Below are 14,072 nucleotides of genomic sequence, written 5' to 3'. Positions count from 1 at the left end.
CGAATGCGGTCGGGGCTCGGCGCGAGCGGGGCGCGACGGGTGCACCTCACAGCTCCTTGCGGATCGCGCCGAGCAGGGTCTCGGTCTTCCGGGCGGGCGCGGCCTGTGCGCCCAGCCGGTCCAGGGCTTCGCGGTACACCACGACGTCGTCGCCCTTGTCCAGGTACACGGCGCCGACCAGACCGCTGAGGTACACGATGTCAGGCAGTTCGGGGGCGCGGAACCGGAAGAGGTGGAACGCTCCCGCCCGCATCGCCGGGTGCGGGCCGTTGGCGTACGGCATGATCTGCACGGTGACGTGGGGCAGCCGGTTGAGTTCCACGAGGCGGTCGATCTGCGCGCGCATCACCTCGGGACCGCCGACCGGCCGGCGCAGCACGGTCTCGTCCATCATCACCCACAGCCGCGGCGGCCCTTCCCGGGCCAGCAGTTCCTGCCGTCGTAGGCGCAGGGCGACCCGGCGTTCGGTGGCGTCGGCGGAGGCATGGGGATCGATCGCGTCCAGCAGGGCGCGCGCGTAGTCCTCGGTCTGCAGCAGGCCGTGCACGAACTGGTTCTCGTACGCGCGGATCTGCGACGCGGCCTGTTCCAGGCTGAGGTAGGCGGCGAACCAGTCGGGCATCACATCGCGGTAGGGGTGCCACCAGCCGCGTTTGTTGGCCTCGCGCACCGACTGCACGAAGGCGTCGATCTCCTCCTGATCGGTGACGCCGTAGACCTGGAGCAGTTTCTCGGCGTCCGCGAGCCGCAGCCGGGCCACCTTGGCGGCCTCCATGCGGCGGATCGTGGAGTGGCTGACCCCGATGGCCGCGCCCGCCTCGGCGTAGCTCAGACCGGCCCGGGTGCGCAGCTCCTCCAGTTGCCGGCCGAGGATCATGCGCAGGACGGAGGGGGCGCCGCCCCAGTCGGTCTCCGCGGTCACGTCCCACCCCCCTCACCAGGTCCCGGGGACACCGTCGCACAGGTTCGCCTCGCCCGGCCCATTCGATCACGTTCCGGCGGAAGCCGCTGCATGTGGCCACTTGCAAATTTCAACTTGCTGGTTGCGAGTGGTTGTTGGCAGGTGCCACAGTGGACCCACTGCTCCGGCCGACCCAAGGAGCAGGCGGCACGGCCGGGTTGGGGAGATCGGGCCGCACCAGGGCCTCCGGGGAGGCGGCGTGTCGTCTGCTGCGCGAGCGGCCGGCCGACCCGACGGCGACACCCCCCACCCGACGCCGGACGAAAGGCGCACGGCGATGGCTCCGCCCTCCCTCCCCCGACCGCTCCCCCGCATGCCCGAGGACCGGAGACCGGATCACGCGCCGCTGGAACACGGCGCGGTGCGCCGGCCCGCGGTGCCGCGCCCGCACCGGGTCCCTGACGAGGGCGAGCCCTCCCGCAGGGCCGCACAGAACACCACGTCCGCACGCCCGGCCGCGGACGGCGGGCGCGGTACCGCCACGGCCCCGGCCGGCGCGGACCGTCCGCACCCCGTCCCGCACCCCGCGCCCGGCGCCGTCCCGGACGCCGTGGACGGGGCCGGCGCCTTCCCACCACCCGGAGGCGAGCGTCCCGGCCGGCTCCCCGGCACCGACGGCCCCGGCCGGCTCGCCCCCGGGGCGCCGCTCCCCGGCTCCGCCGCCGCCTTCGACCTGCCGGCCGCACCGGCGGCCGTGGGCACGGCCCGCCGGATCGTGGCCGACCTGCTCACCGCCTGGGGCGTGCCGGAGGACCCCCGGGACGATGCGGTCCTGGTCGCCTCCGAGCTGGTCACGAACGCACTCGTGCACACGGCCGGTGAGCGGATCGTGTGCCGGCTGCACGACGTGGCGGACCGCATACGGATCGAGGTCGAGGACCAGGACGGGGGGCGCGGGCTCCCGGCCGTCCGCCGCCCCGGGCCCGAGGACCCGCACGGGCGCGGACTGTTCCTGGTCGACGCGCTGAGCCTCGACTGGGGCGTGGCACCCGTGCCGGGCCGCCCCGCCCATGTCGTCCGGGCGGAACTGCCCTCCGGCCGCTCCTGACCGGTCGCCCCCACCGCCCCCCACCCCGGACCGTCCCCCACTCGTCCGAAGGATCCCCATGCACTCCAGCCTTCCCACGCACGGCACCGCCCCGACGCCCGCCCCGGCCGCCGACCCGTCCTGGACCCGCACCCGTCCCAAGCCGGGGCCGCAGGAACAGGCCGGCTGACACGCTGTCACCACAAGCCGCCGTCCCGCCCCGCCCCGCCCCGATCCGTGCCGGCCCGGTAAGCCGGTACGACAACCGGCTCCGCTCCCCGGTAGATTCACCGCCGGTGCGGGGCGTCCGCATCCGTCGGCGGCAGGTCGCCCGTCCCGTACGGGCTCCGGTTCCGCCACGCGGGCCGTTCCGCCGGGGGTTTCATGGTCTGGTCGCTCATCCGCCGCGGCCGTACCAGGTACGAACGCCCCACGGCCGAACGCCCCGCGTCCGGGCTCCCGGTGCCCGGGCGGTGCGAGCCGGGCCGGCATGTCCTGGCCACCGAGCGGCTGCTGCTGTTCACGCCGCGGACCCGCCTCGACGTGGCCGCGGCGCTCGCCGCGTGCGCCGACGCGGAGGCACAGCGGTGGCTCGGTACCCGGGCGGACCGGGTCCTGCCCGACCCGGGCGTCCGCCGGGCCCTGCTGGAGTGGCGGCCGGCCGGCGACGACGGCCGCCGGATCCCGCCGGAGCTGGCCGAGCCGTACGTGCCCGAGCCCGGCGGCCCGATGCTCCTGGTGTGTGTGCGCCGACGGGACCTGGGCTACGCCGGAGCCCTCGAGCTGGATCCCCGGTCGGGCGAGACGGGCGGCTGGCTGGCGCCGGGCTGCCGCGGCCAGGGTCTGGGCACGGAGCTGTTCGGCGCGGGCACGGTGCTGGGGCACACGCACGCCGGGCTGGTGACGGTCCGGGCGGGCGCCGAGCCGGGGAACACCGCGAGCCGGACGGCCCTGGCCCGCGCCGGTTTCGCCCCGGACCGGGGGCCGCGCCGGCACACCTTGCCCGACGGCCGTGTGGTCGAAGCCGTCTGGCACCGGCACGACACCGAGACGGCCTCCCGCTGCCGCGGAGCACCGGAGCCGGCTTCGGACGACGAGCACCATCGGACCACCTGACGGACACGCAGCGCCACCCCCCCCGGACGACACACCACGGAGAGCCGACGTGACAGACACCGGATTCAGCCCGGACCGCATCGACACCGGCAAGCCGCACTCCGCCCGCATGTACGACTGGTACCTGGACGGCAAGGACCACTACCCGGTCGACGCCGACGCCGCGAGCCAGGTGCTGACGTTCTTCCCCGGCGCCAAGGACACGGCGTGGGCCAATCGCGAGTTCATGCACCGGGCCGCCCGGTTCGTCGCCGACCAGGGCGTCGCACAGTTCCTGGACGTGGGCACCGGGATCCCCACCGAGCCGAACCTGCACCAGGTCGTGCAGGCCGTCACACCGAGCTCCCGGGTGGTGTACGCGGACAACGACCCGATCGTGCTGCGTCACGCGGAGGCGCTGCTGCAGGGCAGGCCCGAGGGCCGCACCGCCTATGTGCACGCCGACGTCCGGGAACCGGAGCGGATCGTGGAGTACGCGCGCGAGCATCTGGACCTCACCCGGCCCGTCGGCCTGTCACTGATCGCGCTGCTGCCGTTCGTCACCGACGAGCAGGACCCGTACGGCATCGTCCGGACCCTGCTGGACCCGCTGCCCTCCGGCAGCCATCTCGTGCTCTCCCACGTCAGTGCCGAGTTCGACCCGGAGGTGTGGGAGCGGATCGCCGCCGTCTACCGCTCGGGAGGCACCCAGGTCCGGGCGCGCTCGCACGCCGAGGTGGTCCGGTTCTTCGACGGCCTGGAGCTGTGCGCGCCGGGCGTCGTCCCGGCCACGGACTGGCGGCCCGAGCCGGGGATGCGGGTCGCGCACGAACAGCCGGTGTACGTGGGGGTGGCCCGCAAGCCCTGACTCGGGCGGCGGCCCGGCCGTGCCGGGCTCGACGGGCGCACCCGTGCCGTGGAGCCGAGGACGGCGGCTGCGGAACGGGTGCGCCGAGGCGGGCTCCCGCGGACGGAACGGCGTCAGTCTCCGGCGCGGGCGTGGGCCAGCAGTGTCTCGGCGGCGGTGCGCAGGTGGCGCGCCGCCGCGGTGCAGGCGGTGGCCTGCCGTTCGAGGGCGGGGCGACTGCCGTCGGGGGCGGCGGGGCAGCCGCCCAGGCCGGCCGCGGTGGCGAGGAGCCGCCGGGCGTAGCCGTCCATGAGGTCGGCGTCGGCGCGCAACGACTCCACGTGCGTGAGGAGTTGGTCGGCCGGGGCGAGGGTGGCGCGGAGGGACTCGGTGACCATGGCGGCTCCCAAGGGGCTGGGCTCGTGCGGGACTTCAGCGCGGCAGGGGGGCGCCCGCGCTGCGGTGGGCCATGAAGGAGGGGCAGGTCAGCACGAACAGGGGCCGGGCCGTCTGGATGCCGAGCCGGCGCAGTGCCCCGGCGAGGGGTTCGGCCGCCGCGGTGTCCAGCCGCAGCCGGACTCCGGTGCCCGGGTGCAGTCGCGGTCTGCCGTGGGCGCGGACCAGGGTGCGTACGGTGCTCTCGCCCCGGCGGCCGTAGAGGACCCAGTCCGTCTCGGGGCCGCGGACGCCCGGCCCGAGGCGGCCCTCGACGGTGAGCCCGAGGTCCGGTGAGCGCACGGCGATCCTCCGGCCCGTCAGGTCGGTCTCGGCGGTCATCCGCATCGCGGGCTGGCCCCAGATCTCCTGGGCCACCACGCGGGCCTCGTCGCTGGAGACGGCGAGCGCGACGACGTACCGGCCGGTGCGGCGCAGGTCGGCGCGGCGCAGCAGGTCGACGGCGATGTCGTGGCGGTGGGGCCGCCACAGGTCGTGCACCGCGACGGACAGGGCGACCTCGGTGTACGGGCCGATGGTGGAGCAGCGGTGCTCGTACAGCGACAGCACCGCCAGCGCCCGCCGGCCCAGCCGGCTCGGGGTCGTCCAGGGGACGTCCGGCAGCAGTCCGCGGGCCGCGACGGCGTCCACGGCGTAGCACAGATGGGCGGCGGAGGAGTCGTGGTAGCGCACCGGCACGTCGACCGGGCCGGCCGTGGTGGGCAGGGAGTTGGTGGGCAGAGTGAGGAAGGGGTGGCCCTCGGGCGGGTGGGCGCGGTTCCGGAGCCGGTAGGCCTGGGTGCGCACGATGGGGCCGCGGTAGGGGGTGAGCGCCTCGTCGACGATCTCGCGGGCCTCGGGGACGACCGTGCGCAGGTGCTCGATGTACGAGCGGAGCAGGTGGGCCTGCGGGAACTCGCGGGTGGGGCCCGGGTAGACGACCTCGTACCGGTGCGGGAGCGGGGCCGGCGGGAGTCCGGTGCCGTGGCCGTCGGGGACGGCCAGGATGTCGTGCTGGTTGCTGACGCCGGCGACCCAGGTGCGCGGGTCGGCGGGCTTCTCGTCGCCGACCGGGGAGCCGACGGCGACGACGTGCGTGACCCGGTAGGTGCGGCAGAACTCCTCGTCCCGTGCGAGGTCCAGCAGCGCGGTCCCGCCCTCGCCGTGCCCGATGAGCGCGAGCTCGGCGCCCTGCGGGATGCCGTAGTCCCGCAGGGCCGGCAGCAGGGAGCGGGTGTACGGCGAGCCGGCCGGGGTCAGCGTGCGCCAGGTGCCGGCGAAGTCCTGCGGGGAGTCGTCGTGGGGGCGGCCGGGCGTCCTGCCGGGGACCTGGACGACATAGCGGACGACGCCGTCGGGGCCGCGCACGTTCTGCACGAGGATCCGTCCGTCGGCGGAGAGCACCTCGATGTTGCGCAGGTAGCCGAGGAGGGACCCTTCCGTCGCGACGACCTGTCTCTCCTGCTCGGTGAGGTCGACGGCCTCTGCGGCGCCCTCGCCCGCGCGGGGGGAGGCGTCGGTGGCGGGCGACGGCACGACGGACGGCTCGGGACCGGCCGCCGCTGCCCGGCCGGACCCGCCCTTCTTCGGCTCGCCCAACAGGGCCCGCAGGTCGTGGAGTTCGGTCATCAGGGGGGCGAGCCCGGAGAGGGCACGCCGGGCCCCCTGGTCGCGGAAGAGGGCGCGCAGGGCGCGTACCGCGTCCGTGTCGCGGTCGGTGGCGACCGCCGCCGTCAGCCGGCGCATGCCCGGATCGCGGACCAGCTCGGGGTGGTCGACGAGGACGGCGGCGACCCTGAGGCGCAGGGCGGTGACGGAGGCCAGCGCGGCCAGGCTCTCCCGGCCCAGCGCCTGCCCGGCCGCGCCGAAGAGGTGCCCCATGCCCAGGGACACCGGGCGCGCCGAGCCGCCGAGGCCCCGCCGGTGCGTCAGGGCCCGCAGCAGCGCCCACCGGGCGGCGAGTCCGGTCCGGCGGTGTCGGCGCGCGGAGGCGGTGAGGGCCGGTGCGCACAGGACGGCGCCGGTGCGCGCGGACACCGCGCGGATGCCCTCGGCGACGTCCAGCACGTCCCACGCGGACCGGCGCAGCACGTCCCTCGCGTCCTGGCCGTCCGGCGCCGGCTGTCCGTGTGCGGTGCCGTCCGTGCGCATCCGGCGCTCCCTCGGCTCGACGACGTACGACATACGACGGGGTACGGCCGCCCCGACGGGACGCGACCCCGTCCCATCGTCGGCCAGGGCCACCGCGCCCGCACCTTCGTCCCGCCGGGGATCCAGGGGGAGGACGGACCCGGGTGCCGTGGCGCCCGGCGGACCGGGGGCCGTATGGGCATATGCCGTCCGCATGCGGCCGCTCGGCCATCGGAGTGATCCGGTCCGGCGACTCCCGCGCGCCGCTCAGCCGTCGGCCGAGAGGCCCGCCGCCACCGTGGCCCCCAGTTCCCAGCAGGCTTCCGTGTCGGCCTTGCCGGGCTCGCCGGTGACGGTCACGGCCGCGGCGACACGACGCCAGCCGAGGCCGGTGGTGACGGCCTCGACGGCGCGGACGGCGCCGGTGACGTCGTTGCCGCCGTGGACGTAGTAGCCGAAGGGGCGGCCCCGGGTCTGATCGAGACAGGGGTAGTAGATCTGGTCGAAGAAATGCTTCAGCGCGCCGGACATGTAGCCCAGGTTCGCCGGGGTGCCGAGCAGGTAGCCGTCGGCTTCCAGGACGTCGGAGGCGGTGGCGGACAGGGCCGCCCGCCGGACCACCCGGACGCCCTCGATCTCCGGGGCCGTCGCACCGGAGACCACGGCTTCGAACAGACTCTGGCAGTTGGGTGACGGGGTGTGGTGGACGATCAGCAAGGTAGGCACGCCCGCACCCTGCCCTGTGCGGGCCGCTGCCGGCAAACGGCCCGCCCCGGGGGGTCGCGGCCGGCGCGAAGGGGTAGGACGCCGCACGGAGGACGAGAGGAGCCGTCGTGGCCGAGGGTGATCACCGGGCGCCTGCCGCTGTCGCGTTCGACGCGCTGGGACTGGAGTACGAGAAGGCGTTCGCGGCGTCGGAGCCGCACCGCGCCTCGCTCGGACGCCTGCTGGAAGGACTGGCGCCGGGCAGCCGGGTGCTGGACGTGGGCAGCGGGACGGGACGGCCCACCGCGCAGACGCTCGCCGAGGCCGGGCACCGGGTGCTGGGCGTCGACGTCTCCCCGGTGATGGTCGACCTGGCCGCCCGGCAGGTGCCCGGGGCCCGCTTCCGGCTCGCCGACATCCGCGAACTGCCGCTCGACGACGACTCCTTCGACGCGGCGTGCGCGTACTTCTCGCTGCTGCAGATGACCCGCGCCGAGCAGGCCGCCGTCGTGGCGAAGCTGGCGCGGGCGGTGCGGCCCGGCGGGTTCGTCGTGCTGGCCACCGTGCCGCTGGACGTGGAGGACGTCCAAGGGGTCTTCATGGGACAGCCGGTACGGGTGACGAGCTTCGCCGCCGAGGCGTTCACCGCGTTGGCGTCCGGGGCGGGCCTGACGGTGCTGGACGAGCAGCGGGCCGTGTTCACACCGGCCCACCCCGACGCCGTACCCGAGCCGCACCTCTTCCTGCACTGCCGGCGCGACGCGGGCTGACCCCGGTCAGGGTTCCAGAGGCAGCGACGCGCAGGTGGAGCGGGCCGGACGGCCGGCGAGCCGGTCGGTCGGCCGGTGGACGGCGGCGCCCTGGTCGGTGAGCAGCGGCGCGAGGTGGTCGAGCAGCGCCCGGTCCAGCCGCGGTACGACGACCGGCGCGTACGTGACGTCGGCGCCCTCGGCGCACCAGTCGACGGCCAGCCGCCGGGCCTGTACGTGCGGTACGAGGTCGTCGTTGACCCCGGTCGCCATGCGCACCGGGCTCGCGGGCTTCCCCGTGCCGCTGCGCTGGCGGTCGAGGAAGTCCTGGAGCGCGGGTTCGGCCCTGATGACGTCGACGAGGGAGGAGCCGTCGGTCGTCCAGGCCGTGCTGTGCGCGGAGTTGGAGGCGAGCATGGCGTCGCCCACGCACATCGTGGACAGGTCGGCCGGCGCCGCCCTGCCCGCCGCGTTTAGCCCGCACCTGTTGTTCGCTCCGCCGTTGTCCGCACCCTCGGCTACAGTGTCCGGCCGGACCAGGGGAGAAGAAGATGCAGGTCGAGGCGGGGATGGGGAACGTGCGGAGCACTGCGCTGGGCATGGCGGCAGGGGCGGCACTGCTGGTGACGGCACTGAGCGGGTGTGCCGAACCGGCCGGGACGGAGGCCAAAGGCCGTCCGAGCGCGTCGAATACGGTCAGGACGGCGGCGGCCGGGGGCACCGTCGGCAGACACGGCTCGGCCTGCGAACTGCCCGTCAGCTTCGCCGTCGCCCGGCACTGGAAGGCCAAGGCCGTCGACGCCGAGGCAGAGCTGTCCCAGGCGTCGAAGGGCTCCGACGGCGACCTGAGCGGTGCGCTCGCCGACGCCTTCCTCCGCCAGGGGCCGGTCACCGCAGCCTGCGAGATCGACGCCAAGCCGGCCGGCAACATCGGCTTCCTGCGCGTGTGGACCGGCAAGCCCGGGAACGGCGACGCCGGCAGCGTGCTGCGCGCGTTCGTCGCCGCCGAGGACAACGTCAGCAAGGCGAAGTACCACTCCTTCACGACCGGTGGCGGCCTGACCGGCGTGGCGGTGGAGTACCTCTACACCAGCAAGCTCCTGGAGGAGACGAAGAGGGAGAGCGCGTTCGCGGTCGGCACGCCCGACGGCCCGGTCGTCGTGCACCTCGGCGGCATGGACACCGAGGAGCACGAGGCGATGCGGCCGGCCTACGACCTCGCCCAGCAGACGCTGAAGATCGTCTGAGCCGCTCGGTCCCGCGCGGTCGCCCGGCCCGGACAGGTGAGCGGGCCGGCTTCCGCCGCCCCGCCGAGGCGGCAGCAGGTCGATGTGCGGATGGGCGGGGTGGCCGGCGAGTTCCGGTACGAGCATGCTTGCCCGGTGGCGCAGAAGGCGGACAATCTCCTCGGTGGGCGTGCGGGGCGCCAGGACCGGCTGCGGGTAGCGATCGGCCAGCCGCGGGATCCAGGTCCGCCGGAAGTCCCGCACAAAGCGTTCGGTGTCCGCCGTGCCGACGGTGCAGCCGACGGTCCGGCCGGTGCCGGCGTCCAGGACGAAGGCCAGGTCCGGATCGAAGTGGCAGCACGGCTCGGCGAAGGGGGACGGCATCAGGCGCCGGCCGGGACACAGGGCCCGGGAGTCGCCGCCCTCGTGCGCGGTGCGGACACACCTCGGCCACCACGTCACGGTCGGCCGGGCGACAGAGGCGGATCACGGGGGTGGCGGGGCGTGGTCCGGAGGTGGGCATGCGGACGTGCCGGCATCAGGTAGCGCTCCGACAAGAGGTGTGAACCCTGCGCGGGCAAGAGACGGCGGCCGCACCCCCCGGGGGGTGGGCCGCCGTGAGGGTGAGGGTCGGTCAGTGGCGCAGGCGCCTCGCCCGGAGCAGCATGACCAGGCCTGACAGGGCGAGCAGCGTGCCGACGGCGGCGGGCCACAGGTGGGCCCCCGTCTCCGCTAGTCCGCCCTGGGGCGCCTGCGGCTGGGCCGCGGCGGCCGCGGGCGGGGTGAATCCGCCGGCGGTGGCCTTGACCGGGGCGGACGAGGTGGCGGTGGGGGTGGAGGCGGGCCTGGAGGCAGGGGCGGATGTGGACCCGGCCGAGGTGTCCTCGGTGGCTCGGGCTGTCCCGTGGTCGCTGTCGCCACCGTTCCTGCCGGTGCTGTCGCCGCCGCCCTCGCCGCCGCTCCCACTGCCGCCGGACCCGGCCGTGCGGGACTGCCGTGGTTCGGCCGGCGGGCGCGATCCGGTGGGCCGTCGCGATGCGGTGGGCTCGGTGCCGTGGTGCGTGCCGCGGCTCGGGGAGACGGTCGCGTCGGTCCTCGGCAGCGCGGCGGACTCGGAGGCGGACGGTACCGGTGCGGAGGTGGCGCTCGCCCCGGGCTGCGCCGTCGTACCGTCGCCCGGGGCTGCCGTCGCGCCGGAGCCGGAACTCTCCGTGGGCGCCGCGCTCGTACCGGTTCCCGTACCGCCGGAACCGTCTGCCCCGGAGCCGCAGGTGCGGCCGGAGTTGATGCAGTCGACCATCTCGCGCATCAGGTCCTCGTCGAAGACGTTGATGAAGTCGCTGTGGTCGGTGACCGGCTTGTGCAGTTGCTCGGGGAAGGAGTCCACCGCGAACAGCGGGACCGTGCGGCCGCCGTCCTCGATGCTCGGCGCGGCGACGTCGTAGACGACGCGCTGCACCAGCTGCGGGATGGCGACGAAGCCCGCCGGGCAGGATCCGTCGGCGGCGGCGAAGGCCACGTGGGTGCGGTGGTTGGCGCTGTCGATGTTCCGGCCGTCCCAGCAGTTCTGGAACCGGAAGGTACGTACGACGTCGCTGCCCGGCGGACACAGCGGGTACTTGTCCTTGAGCTGCCGGTCCTCGTGACCGGTGCAGCTCCAGGAGGCGTTGGCGTTGCCGGGCCCGTTGACGAAGGCCTTGGCGTCGCCGGTGATGATGCGCAGCAGGCGGGGCATCGCGGTGACCTTGCCGCGCGGGTTGCCCACGAACGTCAGCGTGACCTGCTTGGCCGTGACGATCTGGCCCGCGTTGCCCTCCGTACCACCGCCGGGCGCACCCGCGTCCCGCTCCTGCTTGCCGTTCTGCAGGCGCAGCACCGGCCAGTAGTACGAGGACTTGTCCCCCTGGTCCGCGCAGCTCGTGCCGGCCCGCGCGAGGTCGTCGTCACTGGCGAAGGCCGTGTTGCTCTGGTTGCCGACGTAGTCGTGGACGTGGTGGGCGCCGTTGGAGACACCGGGGGCGACGATGACGTTGTCCGAGTTGAACAGGCCGTTCGCGTTGACACCGCAGTCGGAGGTGAAGGTGCCGCGCGAGGCGTCGGCCTGCTGGGGCGGCTGGGGCGCGTCCGGCTGTACGGAGGTGATGTCCGTGTAGTCGGAGACGACGGGGCCGTTGCCGCCCTGGCCCGCACCGTTCTGCGGGGCTGCACCGGTCGGGGCGGCGCCGGCGGCCTGGCCGCCGGCGCCCGTGGTGTCGCCGGGCCGCAGGGTGCACGCGGCCAGGTCCTCCAGGCCCTGGGGACGCTCTCCCTCGCGGTCGACGGCGTCGGCGATCCGCCCGATGGCCGCGGCCCGTTGCTGCTTCAGCGGGTCCATGACGGCGCCGTCGACGGTGCCGGTGTCCTGGCCGGCGGCCCAACCCGACTGCTGGAGTTGCCGGTAGGCCGCCGCTGTCTGCTGGTCGAGCAGGGCGAGTTCACGGTCGACGTCCGCGCGGGCGCCGTCCGGCACGGCCGTCAGTCGGCTGCCCACGTCGGGGCAGTCGATCGTCGCCATGCCGGCGGACAGGACGTGTCCGCCGTTGTGTGGGGCGGCACCGTCGCCCCAGCTCTCCGTCGCCGAGGCGTAGACGTTCGCCGCGACGAGCCCGCCTCCGCCGAGCATGAGAGCGACTGCTGCGAGGGTCGCGCGTCGTGCGCCGGTCGGGCGTCTGCGCCTGTTGCGTGCCAAGGTCGTCCCCTGTGTGGTGTGTGCGCCGGTCGGGCATGGAGCTCCCCGGCTTCATACGGAGGACGGCGCCGGTGTGTTCAACGGAATCGCGAATTCACCGGGACCTCACAGGAGCACGCGGGCCCCACCCCTTCCCCTTCGAACGTCACCGCGAACATCACAAATACGTATCGGACATTCCACGCCTCAACCTTCACACGAGGTACACACGTTGGCTAGGTTGACGCGAGGCCGCCCGGCACGCGACGGAGTCCGGACGAACGGCCCAACTGCCCTTCGGGGCGAGGAAGGAGCACGTCTTCCATGGCGCCGGAGAGCCGCGACGAGGTTCGGCAGCGGATCGACTCCCTGTACGACCAGGCCGAGAACGCGACCGGGAACTACAACGTCACCCGGGCCATGGCGGCGGGGTCGCGCTCGCGGGGCGTCCCGCTGGCCAAACGGTCCGGCGGGCGGCCGGATCCCTCGCTCGAGGAGGTGACCCGGCAGTGGTTCGACGCGGCCCGCGCCAAGCTCGGCCCGACGGTTCCCGCCGCCCTCCCGGCCGACCGGCTGCCCGGCCTTCCGCCGGCCGGGCGGTCACGCGACCGTGTGGGGGGCGGTCTTCCGGCCGGTGAGCTGGAGGCGCTGCGCACGGCGCTGGCGGGCCGGGCGCCCCAGGCGCTGGAGCGGGCCCCGGAGCGCGCGCTGCCCGAGCTGCCGGCCGGACCGACGCAGCGGGCGCCGGCGGCGCTGGACAGCGGGCGGTCCGTGCCCCCCGAACTGCCTTCCGGCGCACCGATGTCGCTCGGCCGGGGGACGACGGAACCGGTCGCCCCGGGCACTCCGGAACCGGCCTTGCCGGTCCTCGGTCCCGCCGAGACGGCCGTCCTCCCGGCCCTCGCCCCGTCCACCGCGCAGGGAACCGCGGCCCGACAGCCCAGGGCACTGCCCGGCGCAGCCGCACCCGGTCGCCCCTCCCCGGCCGGCTCCAAGACGAGCAACCGCCGCAAGTTGGCGGCGGCCAGGGACCTGCTCGCCCGGCACACCGCCGCTGCCGTCGAGAACACCGCGGTACCGACGACGGACACCGGGTCACTCCTGGCCTACCCGACCACACCTGCCACCGACACCGGGTCACTCTCGGCCTACCCGACCACGCCTGCCACGGACACCGGGTCACTCTCGGCCTACCCGACCACGCCTGCCACGGACACCGGGTCACCGTTCGCCTACCCCACCACACCTGCCACCGACACCGGGCCACTGCTTACCTACCCCACCACCACGGTCTCGCCCGCGACGGACACCGGGCCCCTCTCCCCATACCCCGCCGCCACCGCCACACCCGCAACAGACCTCGGCGCACTGTCCGCCTATCCGACCACCACAGCCACACCCGCGACGGACACCGGGCCCCTCTCGCCATACCCCGCCGCCACCGCCACACCCGCAACAGACCTCGGCGCACTATCCGCCTATCCGACCACCACGGTCTCGCCCGCGACGGACACCGGGCCCCTCTCGCCGTACCCGGCCGCCACCGCCACACCCGCGACCGACTACACGGCGCCCTACACGTATCCGGCCGCCGCCGTCGCGGCCGGCTCCGACACGGGCCCGCTTCCCCATGTGGGCACCACCCCCGACACCGGCTCCCTCCCCCACCTAGGCACCACCGCCGACACCGGCCCCCTCCCCCACCTAGGCACCACCGCCGACACCGGACCCCTCCCCCACCTCGGTACCGCCCCCGCCATCGACGCGGCCCTCCTCCCGTCTCCCGCGCCCGCCCCCGTCTCCCTCCGCAGCCAGCGGGCCGCCAAGGCCATCGCGTTCGCCCGGGCGCAGGTCGGGAAGCCGTGCGTGTGGGGTGCCACCGGGCCGGACTCCTACGACTGCTCCAGCCTCACGCAGGCCGCCTGGAGGTCCGCGGGGGTCACGCTGCCGCGCAGCGCGCACCAGCAGGCGCTCGCCGGCAGTCCGGTCACGCTCGCCGGTCTGGAACCCGGTGATCTGGTCCTCTTCTTCGACGACGACCGGCACGTCGGACTCCATGTCGGCGACGGCATGATGGTGCACGCGCCGGGCCCGGGGGCGTCGATCCGCGAGGAGTCGATCTACGGTGCGGGAGAGGCGGCGATCCACCGGATCGTGCGTCCCGCGTGACGCCGGGCTTCAGTGCGCAAG

At 74.9% G+C, this 14,072-nt stretch carries 12 protein-coding genes; 6 read left to right on the top strand and 6 right to left on the bottom strand.

From position 1 onward, the window contains the following. Positions 1–46 precede the first annotated feature (46 nt). Complete coding sequence (locus ACIHEJ_RS29375; protein ID WP_400140053.1) at positions 47–922, bottom strand: helix-turn-helix domain-containing protein; 876 nt, start codon at positions 920–922, stop codon at positions 47–49. Positions 923–1,274: 352 nt separating this feature from the next. Between ACIHEJ_RS29375 and ACIHEJ_RS29370 the strand changes: the two genes are divergently transcribed. The 3 genes from ACIHEJ_RS29370 (at position 1,275) to ACIHEJ_RS29360 (ending at position 3,951) form a co-directional block, all read left to right on the top strand. Further along, positions 1,275–2,009, top strand: a complete 735-nt coding sequence (locus tag ACIHEJ_RS29370) for an ATP-binding protein (RefSeq protein WP_400140051.1) — start codon at positions 1,275–1,277, stop codon at positions 2,007–2,009. A gap of 363 nt (positions 2,010–2,372) precedes the next feature. After that, positions 2,373–3,104: a GNAT family N-acetyltransferase gene (locus ACIHEJ_RS29365; RefSeq protein WP_400140049.1), complete on the top strand. Its 732-nt coding sequence runs from the start codon at positions 2,373–2,375 to the stop codon at positions 3,102–3,104. A 49-nt stretch (positions 3,105–3,153) separates the two neighbouring features. Next, positions 3,154–3,951, top strand: a complete 798-nt coding sequence (locus ACIHEJ_RS29360; protein ID WP_400140047.1) for an SAM-dependent methyltransferase — start codon at positions 3,154–3,156, stop codon at positions 3,949–3,951. Between the two features lie 113 nt (positions 3,952–4,064). On the opposite strand, the gene ACIHEJ_RS29355 is transcribed toward ACIHEJ_RS29360, so the two are convergent. The 3 genes from ACIHEJ_RS29355 to ACIHEJ_RS29345 all read right to left on the bottom strand — a co-directional run bounded on the left by ACIHEJ_RS29355 (position 4,065) and on the right by ACIHEJ_RS29345 (position 7,221). Continuing rightward, on the bottom strand, positions 4,065–4,328 hold the full coding sequence (locus ACIHEJ_RS29355; protein WP_400140045.1) for a hypothetical protein: 264 nt from the start codon (positions 4,326–4,328) through the stop codon (positions 4,065–4,067). Positions 4,329–4,362: 34 nt separating this feature from the next. Beyond that, positions 4,363–6,609, bottom strand: coding sequence for an acetoacetate decarboxylase family protein (locus tag ACIHEJ_RS29350; protein WP_400140043.1), 2,247 nt, complete (start codon positions 6,607–6,609; stop codon positions 4,363–4,365). Between the two features lie 153 nt (positions 6,610–6,762). Then, entirely contained in the window at positions 6,763–7,221 is a 459-nt protein-coding gene (locus tag ACIHEJ_RS29345; RefSeq protein WP_400140041.1) for a flavodoxin family protein, read from the bottom strand. 107 nt (positions 7,222–7,328) lie between these two features. Between ACIHEJ_RS29345 and ACIHEJ_RS29340 the strand changes: the two genes are divergently transcribed. Further along, positions 7,329–7,970 (top strand): class I SAM-dependent methyltransferase, encoded by a 642-nt coding sequence (locus tag ACIHEJ_RS29340; protein ID WP_400140039.1) that lies wholly within the window; start codon positions 7,329–7,331, stop codon positions 7,968–7,970. A 6-nt stretch (positions 7,971–7,976) separates the two neighbouring features. Here ACIHEJ_RS29340 and ACIHEJ_RS29335 read toward each other — a convergent pair whose 3' ends face one another. Beyond that, positions 7,977–8,378, bottom strand: coding sequence for a lipase family protein (locus ACIHEJ_RS29335; protein ID WP_400140037.1), 402 nt, complete (start codon positions 8,376–8,378; stop codon positions 7,977–7,979). Positions 8,379–8,518: 140 nt separating this feature from the next. Here ACIHEJ_RS29335 and ACIHEJ_RS29330 point away from each other — a divergent pair, with 140 nt between their 5' ends. Beyond that, on the top strand, positions 8,519–9,196 hold the full coding sequence (locus ACIHEJ_RS29330) for a lipoprotein (RefSeq protein WP_400140260.1): 678 nt from the start codon (positions 8,519–8,521) through the stop codon (positions 9,194–9,196). A gap of 613 nt (positions 9,197–9,809) precedes the next feature. On the opposite strand, the gene ACIHEJ_RS29325 is transcribed toward ACIHEJ_RS29330, so the two are convergent. Next, positions 9,810–11,837, bottom strand: coding sequence for a DUF1996 domain-containing protein (locus tag ACIHEJ_RS29325; protein WP_400140035.1), 2,028 nt, complete (start codon positions 11,835–11,837; stop codon positions 9,810–9,812). Between the two features lie 369 nt (positions 11,838–12,206). Between ACIHEJ_RS29325 and ACIHEJ_RS29320 the strand changes: the two genes are divergently transcribed. Beyond that, a complete protein-coding gene (locus ACIHEJ_RS29320) occupies positions 12,207–14,051 on the top strand; it encodes an NlpC/P60 family protein (RefSeq protein WP_400140033.1) in 1,845 nt (614 codons plus the stop codon). Positions 14,052–14,072: the final 21 nt, after the last annotated feature.

Source organism: Streptomyces sp. NPDC052301, assembly GCF_044593395.1.
Taxonomy (GTDB): Bacteria; Actinomycetota; Actinomycetes; order Streptomycetales; family Streptomycetaceae; genus Streptomyces.
This window is presented reverse-complemented; position numbering and strand designations above follow the sequence as displayed.

Excerpts from the sequence above, each read along its gene's own strand:
- ACIHEJ_RS29330 (WP_400140260.1), top strand. The coding sequence starts at position 8,519 with ATGGGGAACGTGCGGAGCACTGCGCTGGGCATGGCGGCAGGGGCGGCA.
- ACIHEJ_RS29365 (WP_400140049.1), top strand. The coding sequence starts at position 2,373 with ATGGTCTGGTCGCTCATCCGCCGCGGCCGTACCAGGTACGAACGCCCC.
- ACIHEJ_RS29355 (WP_400140045.1), bottom strand. The coding sequence starts at position 4,328 with ATGGTCACCGAGTCCCTCCGCGCCACCCTCGCCCCGGCCGACCAACTC.
- ACIHEJ_RS29325 (WP_400140035.1), bottom strand. The coding sequence starts at position 11,837 with ATGCTCGGCGGAGGCGGGCTCGTCGCGGCGAACGTCTACGCCTCGGCG.
- ACIHEJ_RS29320 (WP_400140033.1), top strand. The coding sequence starts at position 12,207 with ATGGCGCCGGAGAGCCGCGACGAGGTTCGGCAGCGGATCGACTCCCTG.
- ACIHEJ_RS29370 (WP_400140051.1), top strand. The coding sequence starts at position 1,275 with ATGCCCGAGGACCGGAGACCGGATCACGCGCCGCTGGAACACGGCGCG.